Origin of the sequence: Citrobacter sp. XY323 (assembly GCF_025106035.1) — a bacterium.
Lineage (GTDB): Bacteria > Pseudomonadota > Gammaproteobacteria > Enterobacterales > Enterobacteriaceae > Citrobacter > Citrobacter braakii.
The window spans coordinates 47,523-71,673 of record NZ_JANYUK010000008.1; the positions used below are offsets into that span (position 1 = coordinate 47,523).

Below are 24,151 nucleotides of genomic sequence, written 5' to 3' on the forward strand. Positions count from 1 at the left end.
TTATTAAGTTTTTGATAACAATTAGTTAATTAATTTATTCATTCGCCTATTCCGCTGTTCTGCAAAAACGTCATTTGCAGCTTTTGTCCATCATCTAACCAGTAATTACTTTCTTAACGCTAGCCTCTTCATCCCCTCGCTCATGATATAAATTTATAAAAAACATTAAAAATAGCGTTTTAATCTTAAAAAAATAATTTAATCGATATTTACATTTACCAAATATGCAAACAATGGTCTTATATTCCAACCTTACAGCGTGACGCGAAATGTTGTTCTGCAACCGAATGCGCCACTCCAGAGAAGGTGAAATGAATCATCAACATCTGTTCAGATGCCAGGGATGATGTAGCGCGAACCAGGGAGCAGGGAAAAAGTTTCACGCTACTGACAAAAGTAAATTTGATTATGAAAATGGGATATACACAAATGTTTAACAAAACATTCATCGTAGCGGCATTGATGGTTTCCAGCTCTGCATTTGCAGCTGAATCAACCGGCGTAGCGGGTGGCACTATTACCTTTAACGGTTCAGTGTCCGATACCACCTGTAACGTAGTGACCAATAACGGTTCAGACTTCACGGTAAACCTTTCCCCTATTGCTGTGGGTGATATGGGCACCACCGCCGGTGTTGTTAAAACCAACGCCAAAGACTTCACCATGAATCTGAAAAACTGCTCTGCGGCATCGGACGAAGCTAAAACGCTTAAAATCACTTTCAGCAGCAGCAACCTGTCGGATGATGCTAAATACCTGAAAAACTACAGCGACAATGGCGCCGAGGGTGTGGGTATTGCGCTAACCAAAGACGGTAACACTGCCGTACCGTTTGATACCGCTTTCGATACTGGTCTGAGTTCCGCTGACGCTGCCACCGAAGATGGCGTCACACTGACCATGTATGCCAACTACTACAACTACGGTGGCGCGGCCGTAACAACCGGTAAAGTAGTTACTGACGCAACTTATTCCTTCAGCTACGACTAACTCATTCAGCCGGGGTCTCCCCGGCTCTCCTCTACGACATTATGAAAACTCTGATATTTTTTCTTGCGGCTACGTTCATTTCCATGAATGCCAGCGCAAGCGTTGTGATCAACGAAACGCGTGTTATTTATCCGGCCAGCGCCAAATTTGTGTCGGTGCAACTGGTAAACGACAGCGAACAAACCCATCTGGTGCAGTCCTGGATTGACGAGGGCGATGCTTCCGCCGCGCCGGAGAAAGTCAAAGTGCCGTTTTCTCTGCTGCCTCCGGTCGTAAAAATGAGCGGACACGCCGGACAGGCTCTGAAAATCTCGGCGATGAACACCCATTCGCTGCCAAAAGACCGCGAAAGTGTATTCTGGCTTAACGTTCTGGATGTCCCTCCCGTCCCTGAAGGGAGTGGAGATAGCTACCTACAAGTGGCCATTCGCAATCGTATAAAACTGTTCTATCGTCCGGATCAACTGAGCGATCTCGACAGCAGCGTGGCGGAGAAAATTACCGTTTCGACTTCTGGCGGTCACACTTGCCTGAAGAATAATTCGCCATATTACATGACCATCCCTCAGGTCGTGACCTGGCAGGGGGGCGAGCTAAAGCAAAGCCGAAAAGATAATTTACTGGCTGAGACTGCGTTTATACCGCCGTTTGGCTGCGCGCTGGTATCCAGCAAAATTCAGTCCGGTGGGCAATATCGCCTTACCTGGCTTGATGATTATGGCGCAAAGAGATTCAGCACTATCCACTGATATCCCAGATAAATGACTCCAGGTTCAATTCTGATGAAAAACAGTTCTCTGTTTCGTATAAGTTTGCTAGTTCACTCTGTCAGCCTCGCGATATTTTCATACGGCGCGTTGGCGGAGGATTTTAATAGCAGCCTGCTGGTAGGTAATTCAGCAGATATGGACTGGAGTAATTCTCGGCTGGTTATGACGCCGGGGGCTTATGATTTGGATGTTTATGTGAATAACGTCTGGCGCGGGAAATTTAATATTTCCGTCGCTAATGACGATAAAGGTACTCTGCTTATTAATAAAGACGACGCATCTCTACTGGATATTCAGGGGCTGGATGATATTGTAAATAAAAGCACCGCTGAAAAGCTCGACGTTAATACCCTGCTACACGGAGGGAAAAGCGCCCTGATACCCGGCACACTGCGTCTGGATTTAGAAGTACCTCAGGCTTTCGTAAAAGAATATAGCCGTAACTGGGTGTCACCGCAAAAATGGGATCAGGGAATTAATGGCCTGTATACCAATTACAATTTCAACTATTACAATTTTCACGGCCTGCAGAATGGCTATAGTGACAGCGATAATCTGTATTTATCGCTGAACAGCGGACTAAACATGTATGGCTGGCATTTTCTCGATAGCTCATCGTGGATGCGCTATAGCGCAATGAACAAAGGTAGCTGGATAAATACCACGCGTTTTGTTGAAAAACCAATTGCGGCAATCGATTCGGTACTGCGCATTGGTCGAAGCTATACGACGTCTGATTATTTTGACACGGTCCGTTTTCGTGGGGTGACACTGAATAAAAGTCGTCAGATGTTACCGGACAGCGAAAACGTTTATATGCCAGTGATCGAAGGTGTTGCAACCAGTTCAGCGGTGGTCAGTATCTCCCAGGATGGTCATATCATCCACCAGATCAATGTCCCACCAGGCCCCTTTGCCATCCGCGATCTGATGCCTACCGGCTCACGCAGCGATTTATCCGTCGAGGTAAAAAACACCGGCGGCAACATTGAGCGCTTCATTGTGCCATTCTCCTCGATCCCGGATATGCAGCGCCCCGGCAGCAGCGACTATCAGATTAACGTCGGGGCGGTGGACATGCGCAACGTCGACGATAGCAGCCATTTTACCCAGGTGAGCTATTCACGTGGGGTGAATAACTACCTCACCGCGTCAGCGGGCGGGATCTGGAGCCAGAATTATCAGTCTCTGCTTCTGGGAGGAGCGGTTTCCATCCCCTACGCTGGGTCACTCTCGGCTTCCGTGGAGGAGTCGCAGTATCGTCTGCCTGGCGATAGCCGTCGCCACGGAGAAAAATACGCGCTGTCCTGGAGTAAATACTTCCCGACCCGCACCAATATTTCGCTGGCTTCGTATTATTACCGTACTCAGGATTACGCTTCTTTTAGCGATTATATCCTGACCAAATCCAATATTAAGGATTATGGCGGAACGGGCACCTCAACGATCAACAGCAAACAAGCCTTTAGCGCCAATATTAATCAGCCGCTGGGGGAACAATTTGGAAGACTGTCGCTTTCAGCCTACTGGCGCGATTACTGGCGCGGTCAGAAAAGTAGCCGTCAGTACAACCTGACCTGGAGCAATGCCAGTCACGGCGTCAACTACTCGGTTTCGCTGCGCCGCTCGGAGGTTACGCAGTCCTATTACGACTATGAAACCAATTATGAAGGCGACCTGGTGAGCGCGTTGCGTTCACGCGGTAAGACGGAAAACAACCTCTATTTTTCTGTCACGATACCGATGTCGATATTCGGCAGCGGCGGCAGCCTGTCTTCTCATGCCAGCGTGCAGAACGGCAAATATTCCTCTTCTGACGTCAGCATGAGCGGGAATATGCATGATGTTGACTACAGCCTGATGCTGAGCCACGACAGTGACAACGATTCGCGGGCAGCCGATCTCTACACCAGCTGGAAAAATGACTATACCAGCATGAACAGCGGCGCGACGCTGGCCCGTGAATATCGCCAGCTAAGCCTGGGTGCCAGCGGCAATCTGCTGGCATGGAAAGGTGGGCTGCTGGCGTCTCCTCATAACGGACGTAATTTTGTCATTATTGAAGCGCCAGGAGTGGTGAACGCGGTCGTTAACGGCGATACCTCCGCACACACCAACAGCAAAGGTATCGCCCTCATCACCAGCGCGACACCGTACCGACAGAATAATTTCCATCTGGAGCAGGATGGAACCCAAAAAAGCGACGTCGACCTTGAAGGTAATTTACTCAATGTGGCGCCGTACGAAGGCAGTATCAGCTGGCTGAAGTACAAAACTGACACGCGCAGACTCTTCACTTTTGATGTGCAAACCGCTGAAGGGGGTCAGTTACCGTTTGGCGCGGTTGTCAGCGGTGCCGGGAATGAAGAAGTCGGCTATGTCGCACAGGGGAGTCAGATTTTTATTAAGTCAGAGACGCTTCCCGCCAGCCTGAAGGTGAATATCAGCAAAGGTAAGACTAAAAAATTCTGCACTATTTCCCAGCCTGCAGAGCATGCTGAAAATATTTGTCGCTAACTCAGTTTACTCAGCTAACAGAATCAATCATGAAAAAATTATTTTATTTTATGGTTACGGCCATAATACTGACCGCAATCCCAATATTATCTGCACAAGCACAGTCGCAGGCTCAGTCTCGCGGTGTAACAGGCGATACCTGCCGTAATTCCGGTATACTTTTTACCAGCGTCGCAGAATCGGATAAGTCGCTAAATCTTTCATCGGCTTTCGTGAATTCAAACGTCGTTGAATATTCCTATACCACCAGTTGGTCGGGTAGTATGACCTGTACTTACGGGAATATTGGGATCGGTGGTCTGGCGCAAGACCACTTATATTATTTTACCGGTTTCAATGGTTCTCCTGTTTATTTGAATTTCAACAGTGCGGATGGTGAAAGTAGCTACTGGATAAAATTAACGTCCACCATTAGTGGCGATACCAAAGTGACTGTCAGCGGTATCGTGGGCATTCACTCTCTGTCATATCAGACACAATATACGCTGCGAGCGGAATTAATGTCGGCTCCGCCTGTGGGCATGGAAAGCTATACCAAAACCACAACCAGCGGCGCACTGTCGGTCATACCTGCAGTGATGAGCGGTACCGGAAGCGGCTCCAGCTCACCGTTCCTTTCCAGCAAAACATATGCTTATCGCGCCTGGTCCAATATGATGTCTGAAACCGCACGCAAAAGCTGGAATACCGATTATTTTATTGCTTATGAGAAGCTGACGATTCAGTTTGAGCCAAAAGAAACAACCTGCAATATGACGCGGGACATGAGCGTGAAATTACCCCCCGCTCCGTTTAGCGTCCTGAAAAAAAATGGAAAGGCAGATGGTGCCGATTTCACGATCCCGCTGAAGTGCGGCAACCTGGCCGGAATTAAAACGTCTACCCGCAATGTTAAGGCCTGGTTATCCAGCAATGATTTAGTCAGTTCGGATACCAGCTACCAGATAATGGTCAACGATGAAACCACGGCGGGAGGGGTAGGCATTGCCATTCGTAGCCGGATGTTTATGGGTGACTATGATGAGGTGCAAATATCCAGTAGTAATAATATGGAACATGCTTCGCAAATATTAGATATCGCTAAAGATGATGATATAAGCAATACGCAATACATTTATCTTCATGCTTATTACAAAGTTTATAACGCATCAGCATTATCAACCGGTAGCGTGGTGGCGACTGCGCAGATAATGTTTGGCTACGATTAACCCCCCCTATTTTACTGTGGCCCAGACGGGCTACAGTAAGTTTTTAATTTAATTCTCTTAAAGGATTTTATGAAAATATCTGTTCAAACCGTGCTTGATCTTCTGCACAGCATTATGCACCCGCTTTCTCCTGAACTGGTGCATCATTTGCAACGCACGGGTCTCATTTGCTGGTATCTCGGGAATCGAGCCGGTTTTGACAGTGCAGCCATCAATAACGCCTGGCTTGCGGGTATGTTGCACAATATCGGGGCGCTGAGCAAAGTGCATCCCTTCAGTGGCGCCCATGGTAAAGCCTTTATTGAAGAGCATGGACGGCTTGGCGCCTCAATGATGTCCGGCGTACGTTTTTTACAGCCAGTGACCGCAATTCTTGAAACGCGCCACGCGGATGCCTTGGGTTACACGCAGAATACAATGCTAAATACCTGGCATCTGGTGCATCTGGCCGATGAGTTTGAGCTGTGGCTGCGCGGGATTGAAGGTGACTATGTGGCCCAACGGCATAATATTGTTTCCGGTTTTCTGGCCAGTAGCCCACTATGGCCATCGTGCCTGGTCGAGGCGCTACAGGATGCCAGCCATGAGGATGGCTTCTGGTTTCGCCTGAGTTCGCCCTCATTACAACAGGTGCTGCGTGTTATCAGCCCGCTCAATGATGTGGTGCTGGATCACCATGATTTTCTGGAGGTCTGCCTGCTGATTTCGAATATCGTCGATAAATACAGCAGCTTTACGCAGACTCACAGTACCAGCGTGGCTCAAGTGGCGGCGAAGCTTGCGGAGCTGTACGGCTGCGATCGCTACACCCAGGATAAAATCCGCATCGCGGGATACCTGCACGATATTGGCAAGCTGGGTATTCCACTGGAAATCCTCGAGAAGCAGGGAAAGCTGGAGCCGGACGAGTACGCGCAAATGAAGCGCCATAGCTATAAGACGCTGGAGATGCTACACCCTATTGAAGAGCTGGGTGAAATCGTACACTGGGCGGCAAGACATCATGAACGCCTCGACGGCAGCGGCTACCCTTTTCGTCTGGGTGCGGCTGCGCTGGATATCCCTTCGCGTATTATTGCTGTGGCTGATGTTTTCACCGCGATGACCGAGAACCGCCCCTATCGTCAGGGGATGTCCAGCGAAAAAGCATTGATTATTCTCGAGGAAGAGGCGTCAAATTTTCGTCTGGATCGGGACATTGTCGATCTGCTAAGCCATAATATTGCAGTGCTCAGACCTTTGGTTGCGATGTACTAAGCCAGGCATAACCCGAAATCGCAGCCGCGCAGAATGCTTATTGTATAAATTTACCGAAAGAAAACGCGAATGAAATATTTGATAGCCAATAGAGTCATTTACGATAGCGAGAGCGGGGAACTTGTGGTCAAGGAACCCGGAAACGAGCAAAGTAAAAGGCTAACAAATACCGCTAACCGTATTCTTTCGTTACTGATTGCGTCGCCAGGCCGGGTACTTGAACGCGATTATCTTCTGGATAAAGTCTGGGAGGAAGCGGGCCATCCGGGTTCCAGTTCATCGCTGAGCCAGTACATTAGTATCCTCAGAAAAACATTAACATCCTTAATATTCATTGAGGAAATTATTGTAGCCGTACCCAAGGTGGGATTTTACTTCTCACCGGAAATCGCCGTTGAACTGCAGAATGATGAAGAAATGGTGAGTACCACACCTCTTCCGGTATCCCTGCGTAAGGCGGCAACGAAGGATAAAAAAAACCTCTGGCTGATTGCGGCTATCGCGTTTTTGCTGCTGGCCAACCTTTGGATACTCAGCCAGAAACAGGGTTCACCGCGTTTTGCAGCCGAATACCGTATTGGTGAAATCGGGAACTGCAAATTTACTGCCTATGAAGATTTATCGGAGGAAGTTGACCCTCAGGTCATGAATATTATCCGTCAGCTACAGCCTGAACTTGAGCTAAAGTGCGCCCAGAAACCCGCGCAGATTATGGTTTATTTTCAACCCAGTGTTCTTTACGGTAGTCATGGTCGGTTTTTCTACTCTTATTGTCCAACAGATAAGGCAACAGCAAAAATTGTCTATTGTGAGAACTATTATGCTTTTAACTGGAAATTAAAATGAAGCTGATGACAACCTTAGTGCTGGCAGTGGTCGCGTTGATTTGTCTGTTAACATGGCAACTAAGCCTGCGATCGGGTGTTTATTTTGACAAACGCTGCTTTGCGAATATCACCTATGTTGACGCTTCAGATCACGCTCTCTTATTCAAAGGAAATATCACGTTTGAATTTAACAAGAACGAAACGGGCGTATTTAATCTGTCCGGCAACATTGACTATCAGGGGCGTCAATATCGATTGTCGCGTTATATAACATTTACCTACCATAACGTCAGCGGCAACCAGTATCGTATGAATACGACGACAAAAGATATCATGGCTCACGATAATGTGCCGGAAGACATTACCCTGCTGACAACAAAAATATTTGGGATGGAAGGGGAATACGTTATCTCCTTAGACAAAAAAGACAATAACTATATTACGATTGCAAATACCTTATCACCCTTAATGAACTGTGTGATTCAATAACAGGGATAGTGTTATACATTCACTATGAAAAGAAATAATTGTGTCAATTGTGAAGAGTGCGGTTTTGCAGAACTGTGCTCCGCCTATCTGTTCAGGCAGAAAGATCCATTGTTTATCCGCAATCTGGAGACAAAAAAGAAGATTGCCAGAGGTGAATATATTTATCGTCGGGGAGAGAAAATAGACGCGCTATATGCCCTACGTAGCGGGGCCGCTAAGGTTTACGATACGCGCGGGCAACTGATGGGGATCGTTTTGCCAGGACAGGTGATGGGCGTGGAGGAGCTGCACATCGGTTACAGTCAGCAGGATATTCAAGCCGCAACGGAAATAGAAGTTTGCGTACTGAGAAGCGAGCATTTCTACGAAATGAGCCAGCTGATGCCAGGATTTACAGATTTTATTGTCAGGATCCTGTCACGTTCGGCGCAGGAAAAACAGCAATTTATTTCAGTATTGACCAAAAGTGATACCTTGCAGAAGGTTCAATATTTCCTGCAACTGTTGTCTCGCACTTATAAAGAGTATGGCTTTGAGCATCTCAACCTTGAGTTACCGATCAGTAAGAAAGAACTGGCCCAGGTTCTGGGCATTTCGATATCCACCTTGTCGCGTGCCCTGGATAGCCTGAAGGATCAGGGGATTATTTCCATGCTAAATAAAAAAGAGATAACGCTAATGGTGTCAGACAAAAAATAGCGTCTGAATGAGGATCTTCTTGTAATTTCTTAGTTTCATCTCAAAAAATCAGTAAATCATTTATTGTCCAGTGTATCCCTTTGAGGAAAGCACCGGACTCATTTTTCTTAAAAACAAAGAGTTAAGGTTTTTCCCAATGTCGTTTGTCGTATTCTCTGATGATATTTTTTTTACCCGGTCTGCGGGAGGGCTGATGCCAATAGATAGCCTGCGCGAAGAGAACTTATGTATTATTGATATTGAATCTTTCTTCAGCTTACATGATATTAAACATCGTATTTGCAATGAACTGACCGACAGCTATTCTATCATTTTTGTAAAAGGCCGTGGAATGTTATCAAAGGTGCTTTCATCACTGGAGGGTATCTCCAGAACCGCCTCTGTAACGGAGTTTATCCAGTATATTAATGAAGGCCGAAGATATACTGTCTATCATATACTCACCATAATTGATTCTTTGCGGGAGCTACGTAACCTTACCCATACCGAGATTTCCGTAGCCTGTGCGTTACGCCGACAAATAAATATTACTGCCACATCCCAACTTCTGCACTGCTCAACGAAAGCAGTGTATCAGCGGGTATCAGCCTTGGCTCAGAAAATGAACCTCAGATACGGTACCCAAATCCAGTATTTCTTGTACCGCGAATATACCATTGAGGAACTCCAGCAGATAAATTGCATGAAACATCGTCCTGATACCGGTGTATTCCAGAATAATGGATCGACCCTACATCTGTAAGCAGATTCGATCCTCACGACGAGGCCTGTCTAATGGCCTCCTGACTGAGGTATCGCCCCGGTTGTCGTACAGGTTGAATCACTACGGATTTAACAGACACCTCAGAGTCATTTATGGACTTATCTTTGTCGCCAGGCTTCATCATTTCTACCGCTTTAAACGAAAGTAGCTTTCCCTCTTGTTTTCCTGCCATAAAGACTCCGTTATCATGCACCTTATGCAATCATGAACATCAAGGTAGGTTACTCTGTATATGCCCATATTTTACCCAGGTATAGGTTGGCAAGGCACACTTTAACCCACCTTTAAATGTAGGATTTCATGATATTCGATGAGACAACGTGAAACTTAATGATAACTACAAAAATCACTAACTCATTAAAAATTAAGAAAATGGACATCATAAACCAATGAGTACAATAGAAAACTTAGACTCCCACACCCCCATGATGCAGCAGTATCTCAAGCTGAAGGCTCAGCACCCGGAAATACTGCTGTTTTACCGCATGGGCGACTTTTACGAACTGTTTTATGACGATGCGAAACGCGCGTCTCAGCTGCTTGATATCTCCCTGACCAAACGCGGCGCATCTGCGGGCGAGCCAATCCCGATGGCAGGCATTCCTCATCATGCGGTAGAAAACTACCTCGCCAAGCTGGTCAATCAGGGTGAGTCCGTTGCTATTTGTGAACAGATTGGCGATCCGGCGACCAGCAAAGGCCCGGTTGAGCGCAAAGTGGTACGTATTGTCACACCAGGCACCATCAGTGATGAAGCGTTGTTGCAGGAACGCCAGGACAACCTGCTGGCCGCCATCTGGCAAGACAGTAAAGGGTACGGCTACGCTACGCTGGATATCAGCTCCGGGCGTTTTCGTGTCAGTGAACCCGCTGACCGCGAAACCATGGCCGCGGAATTGCAGCGCACCAACCCCGCTGAATTGCTGTATGCCGAGGATTTTGCCGAAACCTCGCTGATAGAGGGACGTCGCGGCCTGCGTCGTCGTCCGCTGTGGGAATTTGAAATTGATACCGCCCGTCAGCAGTTAAATCTGCAGTTCGGCACGCGGGATCTGATTGGCTTTGGCGTGGAAAACGCCCCACGCGGGTTATGCGCTGCCGGCTGTCTGCTGCAATACGTAAAAGATACCCAACGCACTTCGCTGCCGCATATTCGCTCCATCACCATGGAGCGTCAGCAGGACAGCATCATCATGGACGCCGCCACACGCCGCAATCTGGAAATCACCCAGAACCTGGCGGGCGGGGTGGAAAACACGCTGGCTTCAGTACTCGACTGCACCGTGACACCGATGGGTAGCCGTATGCTCAAGCGCTGGCTGCATATGCCGGTCCGCGACACCAAAATCCTCATCGAGCGCCAACAGACCATCGGCGCGCTGCAGGATACCACCAGCGAATTACAACCCGTGCTGCGTCAGGTAGGCGATCTGGAACGTATTCTGGCGCGTCTGGCCCTGCGTACTGCGCGCCCGCGCGATCTGGCCCGTATGCGTCATGCCTTCCAGCAATTACCCGAACTGCGCGCGCAACTGGAAAACGTAGACAGCGCCCCCGTGCAGATGCTGCGCGAGAAAATGGGTGAGTTTACTGAGCTGCGTGAACTGTTGGAGCGTGCCGTCGTGGAAGCTCCGCCAGTGCTCGTACGTGACGGCGGCGTCATTGCCCCAGGCTACAATGAAGAGCTTGACGAGTGGCGAGCGCTGGCTGATGGCGCCACGGACTACCTCGACAGACTGGAAATCCGCGAACGCGAACGCACCGGTCTGGACACGCTGAAAGTAGGATTTAACGCCGTGCACGGCTACTACATTCAGATCAGCCGTGGGCAAAGTCATCTGGCGCCAATTAACTACGTACGTCGCCAGACATTGAAAAACGCCGAACGCTACATTATTCCGGAACTGAAAGAGTACGAAGACAAAGTTCTGACCTCAAAAGGCAAAGCGCTGGCGCTGGAAAAACAGCTGTATGACGAACTGTTCGACATGCTGCTGCCACACCTGGCTGATTTGCAACAAAGCGCCAGCGCGCTGGCGGAGTTGGACGTGCTGGTCAACCTCGCGGAGCGTGCTTATACCCTGAATTACACCTGTCCGATCTTCACCGATAAACCCGGCATTCGTATTACCGAGGGACGTCATCCGGTGGTTGAACAGGTGCTGACCGAGCCGTTTATCGCCAACCCGCTTAACCTCTCGCCTCAGCGACGGATGCTGATCATCACCGGCCCAAACATGGGGGGTAAAAGTACCTATATGCGCCAGACTGCGTTGATTGCGCTACTGGCCTATATCGGCAGCTACGTTCCGGCACAGAAAGTCGAGATCGGGCCTATCGATCGTATCTTTACCCGCGTGGGCGCGGCGGATGATCTGGCATCAGGTCGTTCCACCTTCATGGTAGAAATGACCGAAACCGCCAACATTCTGCATAACGCCACCGAGAACAGTCTGGTGCTGATGGATGAGATTGGACGCGGCACCTCCACCTACGACGGCCTGTCGCTGGCATGGGCATGCGCAGAAAATCTGGCAAATAAAATCAAAGCATTAACTTTATTTGCGACCCATTACTTCGAACTGACGCAGTTACCGGAGAAAATGGAGGGTGTCGCTAATGTGCATCTGGATGCGTTAGAGCACGGCGATACCATCGCCTTCATGCACAGCGTGCAGGATGGCGCGGCGAGCAAGAGCTATGGTCTGGCAGTCGCTGCCCTGGCTGGCGTACCGAAAGAGGTGATCAAACGCGCGCGGCAAAAACTGCGCGAACTGGAAAGCATCGCGCCAAATGTTGCCGCAACCCAGGTCGACGGCACGCAGATGTCGCTGCTGTCAGTACCGGAAGAAACGTCACCCGCCGTTGATGCGCTGGAAAATCTCGACCCGGATTCACTAACGCCTCGCCAGGCGCTGGAGTGGATCTACCGGTTGAAAAGTCTGGTGTAGTAAAAAGAACCCGATAGCGGTAGCCCTAAAGAAAAAGGCCAGTCCCAATGAGACTGGCCTTTCTTGATAGAACTTGTGCTTACTCGCGGAAAAGCGCTTCGATATTCAGTCCCTGAGTCTGCAGAATTTCACGCAGACGACGCAGACCTTCAACCTGAATCTGGCGAACACGTTCACGAGTGAGACCAATTTCACGGCCCACATCTTCCAGTGTCGCAGCTTCGTACCCCAGCAGACCAAAACGACGTGCCAGCACTTCACGCTGCTTGGCGTTCAGTTCGAACAGCCATTTGACGATGCTCTGTTTCATATCATCGTCTTGCGTGGTGTCTTCTGGACCGTTTTCCTTTTCATCGGCCAGAATATCCAGCAACGCTTTTTCGGAATCGCCACCCAGCGGGGTGTCTACCGAGGTAATACGCTCGTTGAGTCGGAGCATACGGCTGACGTCATCAACCGGTTTATCCAGTTGTTCAGCAATCTCTTCTGCACTCGGTTCGTGGTCCAGTTTATGCGACAACTCACGCGCGGTACGCAGATAGACGTTCAGCTCTTTTACAATGTGAATCGGCAGTCGGATCGTACGGGTTTGGTTCATAATCGCCCGTTCGATCGTCTGGCGGATCCACCAGGTTGCGTATGTTGAGAAGCGGAACCCACGTTCCGGGTCAAACTTCTCGACGGCACGGATAAGCCCTAAATTGCCCTCTTCAATCAGGTCCAGCAATGCCAGACCACGATTGCCATAACGACGAGCAATTTTCACCACCAGACGCAGGTTACTTTCAATCATGCGACGGCGAGATGCGACATCTCCACGCAGTGCGCGACGCGCAAAATAAACTTCTTCTTCGGCTGTTAACAGTGGTGAATAACCAATCTCACCAAGGTAAAGCTGAGTCGCGTCCAACACACGCTGTGTGGCCCCCTGCGATAACAGCTCTTCTTCAGCCAGGTCGTTATCACTGGGTTCCTCTTCACTCAAGGCTTTTTCATCAAAAGCCTCTACTCCGTTCTCATCAAATTCCGCATCTTCATTTAAATCATGAACTTTCAGCGTATTCTGACTCATAAAGGTGGCTCCTACCCGTGATCCCTAACGGAACTAGCACGTGAAAGCCTGGTTCCGCCTAATTATCGCTGCGGTAAATAGCGCAGCGGGTTTACGGATTTCCCCTTGTAACGAATTTCAAAATGCAAGCGTGTTGAACTGGTTCCGGTGCTACCCATGGTAGCTATTTTCTGCCCCGCCTTGATTTCTTGTTGTTCCCGGACCAGCATTGTATCGTTATGGGCGTAGGCGCTCAGGTAATCATCGTTATGTTTGATGATAATAAGATTACCGTAACCACGCAGCGCATTACCGGCATAGACGACGCGTCCATCTGCGGTCGCGACAATAGCCTGTCCTTTGCTGCCTGCAATGTCGATCCCTTTATTGCCACCTTCGGTAGCCGCAAAGTTTTCGATCACTTTGCCGTCAGTCGGCCAGCGCCAGGTAGAGATTGGCGAGCTAGTCGACGTTGAGCTTGCAGTTGATTCGGTTGTGCTAACTGCTGGAGCCGTTACAGGCGCTGTGACCACAGTCCCAGCAGGCTTGTTGTTCGGCAACATTTTGTTAGCACTTTGTTCACCTGAATCCTCAGAATACGTAATTGTTGGTTTCGAAGCAACAGCAACGGTGGAATTTTGTGCAGGGTTGGTCACAACTCCTTGCTGTGCTGCATCCGCCTGGGTGATGGCATTGCCACCGGTAATCGGTGCACCAGACGCGTTGCCCACTTGCAGAGTTTGACCGACATTCAGGCCATACGGGGCCGGAACGTTATTGCGTTGTGCGAGGTCACGGAAATCGTTCCCGGTGATCCAGGCAATATAGAAAAGGGTATCGCCTTTCTTAACAGTATAGGTACTGCCGCCCGTGTAGCTACCTTTCGGAATATTCCCATACTTACGATTGTATACAATACGACCGTTTTCCATCTGCACAGGCTGTTGAGCAACAGGCTGGATTTGCGTTGGCTGTGTGGTTGGTTGCTGCACCGACTGGATCTGTGGCGTCTGCTGTACTGTCGACGTCGAGCCCATTTTAGGTGGAGGCGTAATCAGCATGCCAGAACTGGTGTTCGTTGATGCACTACCGTTAACCGAGCTGACCGGCGCTGGTGGATTCGAGGTGTTTGAACAACCTGCCAGCCATAGTGAAACCAGTGACAATGCCGCAATGCGGCGAACGGTAAATTTGTGGCTTCCCGCGCTCATTTATCCCCCAGGAAAATTGGTTAAAACCAGTGACGTAATCACCGTGCAAGGCCCCGTCACAATACGCTTACTCTTTCGAGAATAACCAGGAAAACTCCAGGTATTCAGCAGCGCTATCTACGCAAGCTCCCCTTTTACTAAGGGAACGAAACGTACGGCCTCCACGGTATCGATAATAAATTCGCCTCCCCGACGACGCACCCGCTTCAGAAACTGGTGCTCATCGCCCACGGGTAAGACGAGAATGCCGCCCTCATCCAGTTGCATCATCAATGCGGTCGGGATCTCGGGCGGCGCTGCCGTTACAATGATAGCGTCAAACGGGGCTCGCGCCTGCCAGCCTTGCCATCCATCACCATGACGGGTCGAAACATTATGTAAATCAAGCTGCTTCAGGCGGCGACGCGCCTGCCATTGCAAACCTTTAATGCGCTCAACGGAGCACACATGATGCACCAGGTGCGCCAGAATCGCCGTCTGGTAGCCAGAGCCAGTACCAATTTCCAGCACCCGAGACTGCGGCGTTAGCTCAAGCAGTTCGGTCATTCGCGCAACCATATAAGGCTGCGAAATCGTCTGCCCCTGACCAATCGGCAGGGCAATATTGTCCCAGGCCTTATGTTCAAACGCCTCATCAATGAATTTTTCACGCGGCACGGCGGCGAGCGCATCGAGGACAAGCTCATCTCTGATGCCCTGCGCACGTAATTGTTCAAGAAGAGTGTGTACGCGTCTGCTTACCATTGCGTGTCGACTCCCACGCTGTCTAACCAGTCAGAAACCACTTCATGCGCGCCGTATGCGGTTAAATCGACATGCAGCGGCGTGATAGAAACATAGCCTTCATCGACGGCGGCAAAATCCGTATCCGGCCCGGCGTCGCACTTTTCGCCCGGTGGCCCGATCCAGTACAGCGTATTACCGCGTGGGTCCTGCTGTGGAATAACCTGATCCGCCGGATGGCGACTGCCGCAGCGCGTGACGCGAATACCTTTAATCTGATCCAGCGGTAAATCCGGCACGTTGATATTCAAAATGCGACCGGTGCGCAGCGGTTCACGACTCAGCGCCCGTAAGATACGACAGGTTACTGCGGCAGCAGTATCGTAGTATTTATGGCCATCAAGTGAGACAGCCAGCGCCGGGAATCCCAGATGACGGCCTTCCATTGCCGCCGCAACGGTACCGGAATAGATAACATCATCACCCAGATTAGGACCCGCGTTGATACCAGAAACGACAATGTCCGGACGCGGACGCATTAATGCGTTCACGCCCAGATAGACGCAGTCGGTGGGCGTACCCATTTGTACGGCGATATCGCCGTTATCATAGGTAAAGGTGCGAAGTGAGGATTCCAGCGTCAGCGAGTTAGACGCGCCACTGCGGTTACGATCCGGGGCAACCACCTGTACGTCAGCAAACTCACGCAGCGCTTTCGCCAGCGTTTGTATACCGGGTGCGTGGACCCCATCATCGTTACTCAGCAATATACGCATAATCACCCATTGTGTTAATAAGTTCCCTTACAACACTGGTGGCGAAGCTACCTGCCGGTAGCCAGAAGCGTAACTCGACGGTTACGTCATCCCACCAGTTCCAGCTTAATTGTTGTGGATACAGCAACATAGCGCGACGCGACGCGTCGACTTTCTCGCGCAATAACAGAGACTGCAGCGCGGTTTCATCAGCAACAGCGGCTTTTTCAAACGCCAGTGCGTCGCGGTGAGTTCCCCACTCACCGCTGCCCGGTAATGCCGCTGTGATCATCAATTCTTTCTCATCGACGCGACGCTGTAATTCAGTGTGTTCTTCCTGTGTGGCGACAAACCAGCTTCCGCGTCCGGATAATTGTAGCGCATCGCCGTCAACAACTTGATTAAAGTCTGTTTTTTTCAAGCGTTCACTGACTATCTGATTAAACAACGCGCTACGGGCCGCCGACAACCAAAAACTGCGTTTATTGCGATCGCGCACCGGCGCATCGCTTTGTGCCCAGCGCAGCGCCCCTTGCAGGTTGCTACCGCCGATACCAAAACGCTGAGCGCCAAAATAGTTCGGTACGCCGCGTTCGCTAATCGCCTGCAAACGCGCTTCAACGTCATTTCGCTCGCTCACTTCACGCAACACCAGCGTAAATTCGTTGCCTTTCAGCGCCCCTAAACGCAGCTTACGCTTGTGGCGCGCGTACTCCAGAACTTTACAGCCTTCGAGCTCAAATTTGCTTAGATCAGGCATTGCATTGCCCGGTACACGCGCGCACAGCCACTGTTCCGTGACCGCATGCTTATCTTTCTGCCCGGCAAAGCTCACTTCACGGGCGTGAATTTTCAGGAATTTCGCCAGCGCGTCAGCCACAAAACGGGTGTTACAACCGTTTTTCAGGATGCGCACCAAAACATGCTCGCCTTCGCCATCCGGTTCGAAGCCTAAATCTTCGACGACAACAAAGTCTTCCGGATTCGCTTTCAGGACGCCATGGCCCAGTGGTTTGCCATGGAGATACGTCAGATCGTCAAACACAGTCATTTCGGTGCCTTAATGAGTAACGCCACCGCTTCACAGGCAATCCCTTCCCCACGCCCGGTAAAACCGAGTTTTTCCGTGGTGGTCGCTTTCACGTTAACATCATCCATATGGCAGCCGAGATCTTCGGCAATAAACACGCGCATTTGCGGAATGTGCGGCAGCATCTTCGGCGCCTGAGCAATAATTGTCACATCCACATTACCAAGCGTATAGCCTTTGGCCTGAATACGCCGCCAGGCTTCTCGCAATAATTCACGACTATCGGCACCTTTAAAGGTCGGGTCGGTGTCAGGGAAGAGTTTACCGATATCCCCCAGCGCAGCCGCGCCCAGCAGAGCATCGGTTAGCGCGTGTAACGCCACATCGCCATCAGAATGCGCCAGCAATCCTTTTTCATACGGGATGCGCACACCACCAATGATAATTGGGCCTTCTCCGCCAAAAGCGTGTACGTCGAAACCGTGTCCAATTCGCATTATGTCTTCTCCTGGTGGGTAGTCCGGGTCAGATAAAATTCGGCCAACGCCAAATCCTCTGGACGCGTTACTTTAATATTATCAGCCCGTCCTTCAACGAGCTGAGGATGTAAGCCGCAATATTCCAGCGCCGAGGCCTCATCCGTAATGGTTGCGCCTTCGTGGAGCGCACGGGTCAGGCAGTCGTGCAACAGCTCGCGAGGGAAAAACTGCGGTGTCAACGCGTGCCATAAATCGGTGCGATCGACCGTATGGGCAATGTCTGTTCGGCCCGGCTCCGCGCGCTTCATTGTGTCGCGTACTGGTGCCGCCAGGATCCCGCCGGTGCGGCTGGTCTCACTGATTGCCAGCAAACGGGCTAAATCATCCTGGTGCAGACACGGACGCGCGGCGTCATGCACCAGTACCCAACTGGCCTCACCTGCGGCTTGCAAACCGGCAAGGACAGAATCGGCACGCTCGTTGCCGCCATCCACTACGGTAATTTGCGGATGTGCGGCGAGTGGAAGTTGGGCAAAGCGGCTGTCGCCTGGGCTGATAGCGATAACGACTCGCGTCACCCGGGGATGAGCCAGCAGCGCATCAACCGAGTGTTCAAGAATGGTTTTATTGCCAATAGAGAGGTACTGCTTAGGACACTCTGTTTGCATTCGGCGGCCAAACCCGGCAGCCGGCACCACAGCGCAAACGTCCAATAAAGTGGCTGCCATGTTAAATCCCTGGACGGTTTATCGATTGTTTTGCCCTGCAGTCTGAGCGCGTTTAGACGCGTCAGGCACCAGACGATAAAAGGTTTCGCCCGGCTTAGTCATGCTGAGTTCGTTGCGCGCGCGCTCCTCAATAGCCTCTTGTCCGCCATTGAGATCGTCAATTTCGGCAAAGAGCTGATCGTTACGTGCTTTAAGTTTCGCGTTCGTAGCTTGCTGCGCAGCAACATCATCGTTGACGCGACTATAGTCATGTATGCCGTTCTTACCGAACCACAGCGAATACTGCAGCCAGACCAATAAAGCCAGCAACAGCAGCGTTAGTTTACCCATCCTGCCCCCTGAAAAACGGCATTAACATCCCATAACTTCCGCAGACAACTTTACATCAACGGTCGGGAATGCCGCGACAACGCGGGCAAATGTACCACATTTGCCCGTTGTTACGTATACCCCGTGTAAGGAGAACATAATCTCATTGTTGGTTACGGTTTGAATTATGACCAGAGAGTGAACAACATCAGCGATTGTTAAAAAAAGGCGTTTGCCTAACCCAACAACCACAGAAATAGCGCGCCAAACATCGCCCCAACCACCAGTAGGGTGCAGGTAATGCTCAGCAGCAACAGCCCCTTCAATAGGGAGTGCAGCGCAATACCCGCGACAATCGCCACGGGCAGCAATGCGAGGAAAAAGGGCCAGGTATAAATGAAGAAAAAGAGTGTGTTAGGGCCATAAATCAGAAACGGAATCCCCAGCGCCAACAGCCACGCGATAAAACCGACCACGGCACCCGGTAGTGACCAGGTGGTTTCATCGTCGGCGGCGAAGGTATCTGACTCTGTAATAGTAATGTTATGGCTGTTACGCATATCTAATCCTGTGACCGTGACTGACCGGGCATACAAGCTCGGGTGTCTCAGGATCTGATAATATCTTCCTGCCTCAGCAGGTCTAATAATTGGGGTACCAAATTTGTTACCAATTGTTCACCATCAAGGTGAATCTCTGGCGATTCAGGCGCTTCGTATACCGAATCAATTCCGGTGAAATTGCGCAACTCACCCGCCCGCGCTTTTTTATACAGCCCTTTTGGATCGCGTAATTCGCACGTTGCCAGCGGCGTATCGACAAAAACCTCAATAAAACGCCCTTCGCCAACGCGTTCACGGACCATTTTGCGTTCGGCGCGATGCGGAGAGATAAAGGCGGTCAACACCACAAGGCCCGCGTCCACCATCAGGTTAGCCACCTCGCCAACCCGACGAATATTCTCCTTACGATCGGCATCGCTAAACCCAAGATCGCTGCACAGGCCGTGGCGCACGTTATCGCCATCCAACAAATAGGTACTCACTCCCAGCTTGTGCAACGCCTCTTCCAGCGCCCCTGCTACCGTGGATTTACCGGAACCAGACAGCCCGGTAAACCACAGCACAACACCACGATGACCGTGGCGTTGTTCCCGCTGTTGCGGTGTAACAGGATGGGCATGCCAGACGACGTTTTCGTCATGCAGCGCCATTATTTTCCTCCCAGCAGATCGCGCGCGCCCCAGTGCGGGAAATGGCGACGCACTAACGCATTAAGCTCCAGCTCAAACGCGCTGAACTGAGAAGCCGCGGTGTGCTCCTGGACGATTGGCTCACGTACCAGCCCCGCGCCAACGGTAACGTTGGTCAGGCGGTCAATGATAATCAGCCCGCCCGTAACCGGGTTCTGCTGATAGGTATCCAGCACCAGCGGCTCATCAAAGGTCAGATTAACCAGACCGATGCCGTTTAGCGGCAACGCTTCAACATCACGTTGGGTCAGGTTATTAATATCAATCTGGTACTGCACGTTATCAACGCGTGCGCGGGTCTTCTTACCGGCGACTTTGATGTCGTAGCTCTGCCCAGGCGACAACGGTTGTTCCGCCATCCACACCACATCAACGGCAGCGCTTTGTACCGCAGGTAACGCTTCACCGGCATCAAGTAGCAGGTCGCCCCGGCTGATATCGATCTCATCTTTCAATACCAGGGTGATCGCTTCACCCGCATGTGCTTCCTGTAAATCGCCATCAAAGGTTACGATCCGTGCCACGCTCGACTCAACGCCGGATGGCAGCACTTTGACGCGTTGCCCTACCTTCACACTACCGGAGGCCAGCGTCCCGGCATAACCACGAAAATCCAGATTCGGTCGGTTCACATACTGCACCGGGAAGCGCATCGGCTGAGTATCAACTATGCGTTGGATCTCAACGGTTTCCAGTACTTCCAGTAGCGTCGGACCGCTGTACCACGACATGCTGGCGCTTTGTGAAGCCACGTTGTCGCCTTCCAGCGCAGAGAGCGGCACAAACCGGATATCCAGGTTGCCCGGCAACTGTTCAGCAAAAGTAAGATAGTCTTCGCGAATGCGGTTAAATGTCTCTTCGCTAAAGTTCACCAGATCCATTTTGTTGATCGCCACCACCAGGTGTTTGATCCCAAGTAGCGTGGAGATAAAGCTGTGACGACGGGTCTGATCCAGCACGCCTTTACGCGCATCGATCAGCAGGATCGCCAGGTCGCAGGTCGACGCACCGGTCGCCATGTTGCGAGTGTACTGCTCATGGCCGGGAGTATCCGCAATAATAAATTTACGCTTCTCGGTAGAGAAATAACGGTAAGCCACGTCGATGGTGATACCCTGCTCGCGCTCGGCTTGCAAGCCGTCAACCAATAACGCCAGATCGAGCTTTTCGCCCTGAGTACCGTGACGTTTACTGTCGTTGTGCAGCGATGAAAGCTGGTCTTCATAAATCTGACGCGTGTCGTGCAGCAGGCGACCAATCAGGGTGCTTTTCCCATCATCCACGCTACCGCAGGTTAAAAAACGCAGCAGGCTTTTGTGTTGCTGGGCGACCATCCAGGCTTCAACGCCGCCTTCATTAGCAATTTGTTGTGCAAGTGTCGTGTTCATGGCGGCTCCTTAGAAATACCCCTGACGTTTCTTCAGCTCCATGGAGCCCGCCTGGTCGCGGTCAATCACGCGGCCCTGACGTTCACTGGTGGTTGAGACCAGCATCTCTTCGATGATTTCAGGCAGCGTCTGCGCATTCGACTCCACCGCGCCTGTTAACGGCCAGCAGCCGAGCGTACGGAAACGCACCATACGTTTTTTAATCACTTCGCCCGGTTGCAGATCGATTCTGTCGTCATCAATCATCATCAGCATGCCGTCGCGTTCCAGCACCGGACGCTCCGCCGCCAGGTACAGCGGCACGATGTCGATATTTTCCAGCCAGATGTACTGCCAGATATCCTGTTCAGTCCAGTTGGAGAGCGGGAATACGCGAATGCTTTCGCCTTTGTTAATCTGTCCGTTGTAGTTATGCCACAGTTCCGGACGCTGATTTTTAGGGTCCCAGCGATGAAAACGATCGCGGAAAGAATAAATGCGCTCCTTGGCACGCGATTTCTCTTCGTCACGACGAGCGCCACCGAACGCGGCGTCGAAACCGTATTTGTTCAACGCCTGCTTCAACCCTTCGGTTTTCATAATATCGGTATGCTTGGCGCTACCGTGAACAAACGGGTTGATGCCCATCGCCACCCCTTCCGGGTTTTTATGCACCAGCAGTTCACAACCGTAGGCTTTCGCCGTGCGGTCACGAAACTCGTACATCTCGCTGAATTTCCAGCCGGTATCAACGTGCAGCAGAGGGAACGGCAACGTGCCAGGATAAAACGCTTTGCGCGCCAGATGCAGCATTACGCTGGAATCTTTGCCGATGGAATACATCATCACCGGATTCGAAAACTCGGCGGCCACCTCACGAATAATATGGATGCTTTCCGCTTCCAGTTGCCGCAGGTGGGTAAGTCGTTTTTGATCCATAACCGTTCCTATGTAATGCCGTTATTTTGCTAACGATGCTCAGATAACCTGACTATAGGGAGGGCAAGAGGGCGAATGAAATTACGAATTGGAATGAGTAGTTCCTCAAAGGAATAACGATCCGGAAAAGCAAATATCAAAAAGTGCTTAAGCTACCGAATTTCGGGCATTTAGGAGCAAATGAAATTGTTTTACCTCGATCACGGTTTCATACTAGCGGCTAAAAATTTCTGCTTGGTATTTAAGGACTCATTATGTTTTCCGCAACGCGCCCCCTTCTTGCAATCCTGGCGCTCGGCGCGTGCTTTATCCTTCCCGCACAGGCAACATCTTCCAAACCTGGAGATATCGCAAATACCCAGGCTCGATATATCGCAACGTTTTTCCCAGGCCGCGTAACGGGCTCTCCGGCAGAAATGTTGTCTGCTGATTATATTCGCCAGCAATTTCAGCAGATGGGCTACAGCAGTGATATTCGCACGTTTAATAGCCGTTATGTTTATACCGCCAAAAATAACCGTAAAAACTGGCATAACGTCACGGGAAGTACCGTTATTGCCGCACATGAGGGTAAAGCGCCACAGCAGATTATTATCATGGCGCACCTCGACACCTACGCCGCACAGAGCGACGCCGATTCCGATGCCAATCTGGGTGGATTGACCCTGCAAGGTATTGATGACAACGCCGCAGGACTTGGCGTGATGCTGGAACTGGCGGAAAAACTCAAAGACGTGCCGACGCAGTACGGCATTCGATTTATCGCCACCAGCGGCGAGGAAGAAGGCAAACTGGGCGCGGAGAACATCCTGAAGCGAATGAGCGCCGCCGAGAAGAAAAATACGCTGCTGGTTATCAACCTCGATAACCTGATCGTCGGCGATAAGCTCTATTTCAATAGCGGTAAGAAAACCCCGGAAGCGGTGCGAAAATTGACGCGTGACCGGGCGCTGGCCATCGCGCACAGCCGCGGTATCGTAGCCAGCACCAATCCGGGACTGAACAAAAACTATCCGAAAGGTACTGGATGTTGTAACGACGCAGAGGTCTTCGACAACGCAGGCATTGCCGTGCTCTCCGTTGAAGCAACCAACTGGAATCTGGGCAAGAAAGATGGCTATCAACAGCGCGCCAAAAGCGCCTCGTTCCCGGCAGGCAACAGCTGGCACGATGTGCGACTGGATAACCAGCAGCATATCGATAAAGCCTTACCGGGCAGGATAGAGCACCGTAGCCGCGACGTGGTACGCATTATGCTCCCGCTGGTAAAAGAACTGGCAAAGGCGGGTAAATCCTCGTAACCCATCCAGCTCCATAATATTTCTGCTTTCAAAGTGGATTATCCCCGCTGGCGCGGGGAACACACCAATCGAGATTAACATTGTAACGGCGCGATCGGTTTATCCCCGCTGGCGCGGGGAACACATTGTCAGCTCGTTAACACCGATAACACGCGCCGGTTTATCCCCGCTGGCGCGGGGAACACTTTGAGCTGCTCACGCCCTGATACAACGCGTACGGTTTATCCCCGCTGGCGCGGGGAACACGTCTTTATTGATTGCCCGTTTCCCCGGGTTGCCGGTTTATCCCCGCTGGCGCGGGGAACACGCCAACGTTTATCTAAATATTCCACAACTAGGCGGTTTATCCCCGCTGGCGCGGGGAACACTACCGCAATGATCCGGCGAATTACCTCGCCCTCGGTTTATCCCCGCTGGCGCGGGGAACACGCCCTCTTCCTCCCACGTTTGCGCAAGGCTAACGGTTTATCCCCGCTGGCGCGGGGAACACTATGGGAAAGGGATAAAGGACTATGCCAAAACCGGTTTATCCCCG

The 24,151-nt window shown here is 51.0% G+C and carries 24 protein-coding genes and 1 CRISPR repeat array; of the genes, 12 read left to right on the top strand and 12 right to left on the bottom strand.

What is annotated here, in order from left to right; translation table 11 throughout:
• Positions 1 to 429: 429 nt before the first annotated feature.
• From N0B36_RS12660 to mutS, 10 genes are all read left to right on the top strand, one after another.
• Entirely contained in the window at positions 430 to 990 is a 561-nt protein-coding gene (locus N0B36_RS12660) for a fimbrial protein (protein ID WP_047357877.1), read from the top strand.
• A gap of 83 nt (positions 991 to 1,073) precedes the next feature.
• Complete coding sequence (locus tag N0B36_RS12665) at positions 1,074 to 1,739, top strand: molecular chaperone (protein ID WP_223952813.1); 666 nt, start codon at positions 1,074 to 1,076, stop codon at positions 1,737 to 1,739.
• Between the two features lie 33 nt (positions 1,740 to 1,772).
• The gene (locus N0B36_RS12670; RefSeq protein WP_103928523.1) at positions 1,773 to 4,277 is read left to right on the top strand and encodes a fimbria/pilus outer membrane usher protein; all 2,505 of its coding nucleotides are present in this window, start codon (positions 1,773 to 1,775) and stop codon (positions 4,275 to 4,277) included.
• A gap of 29 nt (positions 4,278 to 4,306) precedes the next feature.
• Positions 4,307 to 5,485 carry a fimbrial protein gene (locus N0B36_RS12675; protein ID WP_103766744.1) on the top strand — a complete coding sequence of 393 codons (1,179 nt, stop codon included), beginning with the start codon at positions 4,307 to 4,309 and terminating at the stop codon, positions 5,483 to 5,485.
• Positions 5,486 to 5,554: 69 nt separating this feature from the next.
• Positions 5,555 to 6,742 carry an HD-GYP domain-containing protein gene (locus tag N0B36_RS12680; RefSeq protein ID WP_103766743.1) on the top strand — a complete coding sequence of 396 codons (1,188 nt, stop codon included), beginning with the start codon at positions 5,555 to 5,557 and terminating at the stop codon, positions 6,740 to 6,742.
• Between the two features lie 69 nt (positions 6,743 to 6,811).
• Complete coding sequence (locus N0B36_RS12685; protein ID WP_103766742.1) at positions 6,812 to 7,588, top strand: winged helix-turn-helix domain-containing protein; 777 nt, start codon at positions 6,812 to 6,814, stop codon at positions 7,586 to 7,588.
• Entirely contained in the window at positions 7,585 to 8,058 is a 474-nt protein-coding gene (locus N0B36_RS12690; protein ID WP_047414279.1) for a hypothetical protein, read from the top strand. Before N0B36_RS12685 ends, N0B36_RS12690 begins: the two co-directional genes overlap by 4 nt.
• A 24-nt stretch (positions 8,059 to 8,082) precedes the next feature.
• A complete protein-coding gene (locus N0B36_RS12695; RefSeq protein ID WP_259688210.1) occupies positions 8,083 to 8,757 on the top strand; it encodes a Crp/Fnr family transcriptional regulator in 675 nt (224 codons plus the stop codon).
• A gap of 136 nt (positions 8,758 to 8,893) precedes the next feature.
• A complete protein-coding gene (locus N0B36_RS12700) occupies positions 8,894 to 9,499 on the top strand; it encodes a hypothetical protein (protein WP_181633315.1) in 606 nt (201 codons plus the stop codon).
• Between the two features lie 410 nt (positions 9,500 to 9,909).
• A complete protein-coding gene (gene mutS, locus N0B36_RS12705) occupies positions 9,910 to 12,471 on the top strand; it encodes a DNA mismatch repair protein MutS (RefSeq protein ID WP_047414286.1) in 2,562 nt (853 codons plus the stop codon).
• 79 nt (positions 12,472 to 12,550) lie between these two features.
• On the opposite strand, the gene rpoS is transcribed toward mutS, so the two are convergent.
• Positions 12,551 to 13,543 carry an RNA polymerase sigma factor RpoS gene (gene rpoS / locus N0B36_RS12710; RefSeq protein WP_000081498.1) on the bottom strand — a complete coding sequence of 331 codons (993 nt, stop codon included), beginning with the start codon at positions 13,541 to 13,543 and terminating at the stop codon, positions 12,551 to 12,553.
• A 62-nt stretch (positions 13,544 to 13,605) separates the two neighbouring features.
• Positions 13,606 to 14,688 carry a murein hydrolase activator NlpD gene (gene nlpD / locus N0B36_RS12715; RefSeq protein WP_230330220.1) on the bottom strand — a complete coding sequence of 361 codons (1,083 nt, stop codon included), beginning with the start codon at positions 14,686 to 14,688 and terminating at the stop codon, positions 13,606 to 13,608.
• Here nlpD and N0B36_RS12720 point away from each other — a divergent pair.
• Positions 14,591 to 14,818, top strand: coding sequence for a hypothetical protein (locus tag N0B36_RS12720; RefSeq protein ID WP_223870215.1), 228 nt, complete (start codon positions 14,591 to 14,593; stop codon positions 14,816 to 14,818). The two genes, nlpD and N0B36_RS12720, sit on opposite strands and share 98 nt — an antisense overlap.
• A 32-nt stretch (positions 14,819 to 14,850) precedes the next feature.
• On the opposite strand, the gene N0B36_RS12725 is transcribed toward N0B36_RS12720, so the two are convergent.
• From N0B36_RS12725 to cysD, 10 genes are all read right to left on the bottom strand, one after another.
• On the bottom strand, positions 14,851 to 15,477 hold the full coding sequence (locus N0B36_RS12725; RefSeq protein ID WP_003034172.1) for a protein-L-isoaspartate(D-aspartate) O-methyltransferase: 627 nt from the start codon (positions 15,475 to 15,477) through the stop codon (positions 14,851 to 14,853).
• The gene (surE, locus tag N0B36_RS12730) at positions 15,471 to 16,232 is read right to left on the bottom strand and encodes a 5'/3'-nucleotidase SurE (RefSeq protein ID WP_047499412.1); all 762 of its coding nucleotides are present in this window, start codon (positions 16,230 to 16,232) and stop codon (positions 15,471 to 15,473) included. The genes N0B36_RS12725 and surE overlap by 7 nt, the downstream gene beginning before the upstream one ends.
• A complete protein-coding gene (gene truD / locus N0B36_RS12735; RefSeq protein ID WP_259688444.1) occupies positions 16,213 to 17,262 on the bottom strand; it encodes a tRNA pseudouridine(13) synthase TruD in 1,050 nt (349 codons plus the stop codon). Before truD ends, surE begins: the two co-directional genes overlap by 20 nt.
• The gene (ispF, locus tag N0B36_RS12740; RefSeq protein WP_016154209.1) at positions 17,259 to 17,738 is read right to left on the bottom strand and encodes a 2-C-methyl-D-erythritol 2,4-cyclodiphosphate synthase; all 480 of its coding nucleotides are present in this window, start codon (positions 17,736 to 17,738) and stop codon (positions 17,259 to 17,261) included. Before ispF ends, truD begins: the two co-directional genes overlap by 4 nt.
• Entirely contained in the window at positions 17,738 to 18,448 is a 711-nt protein-coding gene (gene ispD, locus N0B36_RS12745; protein WP_016154210.1) for a 2-C-methyl-D-erythritol 4-phosphate cytidylyltransferase, read from the bottom strand. Before ispD ends, ispF begins: the two co-directional genes overlap by 1 nt.
• Before the next feature lie 18 nt (positions 18,449 to 18,466).
• A complete protein-coding gene (gene ftsB / locus N0B36_RS12750) occupies positions 18,467 to 18,778 on the bottom strand; it encodes a cell division protein FtsB (RefSeq protein ID WP_003034163.1) in 312 nt (103 codons plus the stop codon).
• A 215-nt stretch (positions 18,779 to 18,993) separates the two neighbouring features.
• Positions 18,994 to 19,317, bottom strand: a complete 324-nt coding sequence (locus tag N0B36_RS12755) for a DUF3561 family protein (RefSeq protein WP_016154211.1) — start codon at positions 19,315 to 19,317, stop codon at positions 18,994 to 18,996.
• 47 nt (positions 19,318 to 19,364) lie between these two features.
• Positions 19,365 to 19,970, bottom strand: coding sequence for an adenylyl-sulfate kinase (gene cysC / locus N0B36_RS12760; protein WP_019077557.1), 606 nt, complete (start codon positions 19,968 to 19,970; stop codon positions 19,365 to 19,367).
• The gene (gene cysN, locus N0B36_RS12765; protein ID WP_016154213.1) at positions 19,970 to 21,397 is read right to left on the bottom strand and encodes a sulfate adenylyltransferase subunit CysN; all 1,428 of its coding nucleotides are present in this window, start codon (positions 21,395 to 21,397) and stop codon (positions 19,970 to 19,972) included. The genes cysC and cysN overlap by 1 nt, the downstream gene beginning before the upstream one ends.
• Before the next feature lie 9 nt (positions 21,398 to 21,406).
• Entirely contained in the window at positions 21,407 to 22,315 is a 909-nt protein-coding gene (cysD, locus tag N0B36_RS12770; protein ID WP_003034152.1) for a sulfate adenylyltransferase subunit CysD, read from the bottom strand.
• Between the two features lie 254 nt (positions 22,316 to 22,569).
• Between cysD and N0B36_RS12775 the strand changes: the two genes are divergently transcribed.
• Positions 22,570 to 23,616, top strand: a complete 1,047-nt coding sequence (locus N0B36_RS12775) for an aminopeptidase (protein WP_259688445.1) — start codon at positions 22,570 to 22,572, stop codon at positions 23,614 to 23,616.
• 34 nt (positions 23,617 to 23,650) lie between these two features.
• Positions 23,651 to 24,106: direct repeats of the CRISPR family, unit length 29 nt; unit sequence CGGTTTATCCCCGCTGGCGCGGGGAACAC.
• The last annotated feature ends 45 nt before the right edge of the window (positions 24,107 to 24,151 follow it).

Excerpts from the sequence above, each read along its gene's own strand:
- ispF (WP_016154209.1), bottom strand. The coding sequence starts at position 17,738 with ATGCGAATTGGACACGGTTTCGACGTACACGCTTTTGGCGGAGAAGGC.
- N0B36_RS12695 (WP_259688210.1), top strand. The coding sequence starts at position 8,083 with ATGAAAAGAAATAATTGTGTCAATTGTGAAGAGTGCGGTTTTGCAGAA.
- N0B36_RS12755 (WP_016154211.1), bottom strand. The coding sequence starts at position 19,317 with ATGCGTAACAGCCATAACATTACTATTACAGAGTCAGATACCTTCGCC.
- cysC (WP_019077557.1), bottom strand. The coding sequence starts at position 19,970 with ATGGCGCTGCATGACGAAAACGTCGTCTGGCATGCCCATCCTGTTACA.
- N0B36_RS12685 (WP_103766742.1), top strand. The coding sequence starts at position 6,812 with ATGAAATATTTGATAGCCAATAGAGTCATTTACGATAGCGAGAGCGGG.
- N0B36_RS12670 (WP_103928523.1), top strand. The coding sequence starts at position 1,773 with ATGAAAAACAGTTCTCTGTTTCGTATAAGTTTGCTAGTTCACTCTGTC.
- N0B36_RS12660 (WP_047357877.1), top strand. The coding sequence starts at position 430 with ATGTTTAACAAAACATTCATCGTAGCGGCATTGATGGTTTCCAGCTCT.
- N0B36_RS12675 (WP_103766744.1), top strand. The coding sequence starts at position 4,307 with ATGAAAAAATTATTTTATTTTATGGTTACGGCCATAATACTGACCGCA.
- truD (WP_259688444.1), bottom strand. The coding sequence starts at position 17,262 with ATGACTGTGTTTGACGATCTGACGTATCTCCATGGCAAACCACTGGGC.
- N0B36_RS12725 (WP_003034172.1), bottom strand. The coding sequence starts at position 15,477 with ATGGTAAGCAGACGCGTACACACTCTTCTTGAACAATTACGTGCGCAG.
- N0B36_RS12775 (WP_259688445.1), top strand. The coding sequence starts at position 22,570 with ATGTTTTCCGCAACGCGCCCCCTTCTTGCAATCCTGGCGCTCGGCGCG.
- N0B36_RS12690 (WP_047414279.1), top strand. The coding sequence starts at position 7,585 with ATGAAGCTGATGACAACCTTAGTGCTGGCAGTGGTCGCGTTGATTTGT.
- N0B36_RS12700 (WP_181633315.1), top strand. The coding sequence starts at position 8,894 with ATGTCGTTTGTCGTATTCTCTGATGATATTTTTTTTACCCGGTCTGCG.
- rpoS (WP_000081498.1), bottom strand. The coding sequence starts at position 13,543 with ATGAGTCAGAATACGCTGAAAGTTCATGATTTAAATGAAGATGCGGAA.
- N0B36_RS12680 (WP_103766743.1), top strand. The coding sequence starts at position 5,555 with ATGAAAATATCTGTTCAAACCGTGCTTGATCTTCTGCACAGCATTATG.
- ftsB (WP_003034163.1), bottom strand. The coding sequence starts at position 18,778 with ATGGGTAAACTAACGCTGCTGTTGCTGGCTTTATTGGTCTGGCTGCAG.
- surE (WP_047499412.1), bottom strand. The coding sequence starts at position 16,232 with ATGCGTATATTGCTGAGTAACGATGATGGGGTCCACGCACCCGGTATA.
- N0B36_RS12665 (WP_223952813.1), top strand. The coding sequence starts at position 1,074 with ATGAATGCCAGCGCAAGCGTTGTGATCAACGAAACGCGTGTTATTTAT.
- cysN (WP_016154213.1), bottom strand. The coding sequence starts at position 21,397 with ATGAACACGACACTTGCACAACAAATTGCTAATGAAGGCGGCGTTGAA.
- ispD (WP_016154210.1), bottom strand. The coding sequence starts at position 18,448 with ATGGCAGCCACTTTATTGGACGTTTGCGCTGTGGTGCCGGCTGCCGGG.
- cysD (WP_003034152.1), bottom strand. The coding sequence starts at position 22,315 with ATGGATCAAAAACGACTTACCCACCTGCGGCAACTGGAAGCGGAAAGC.
- mutS (WP_047414286.1), top strand. The coding sequence starts at position 9,910 with ATGAGTACAATAGAAAACTTAGACTCCCACACCCCCATGATGCAGCAG.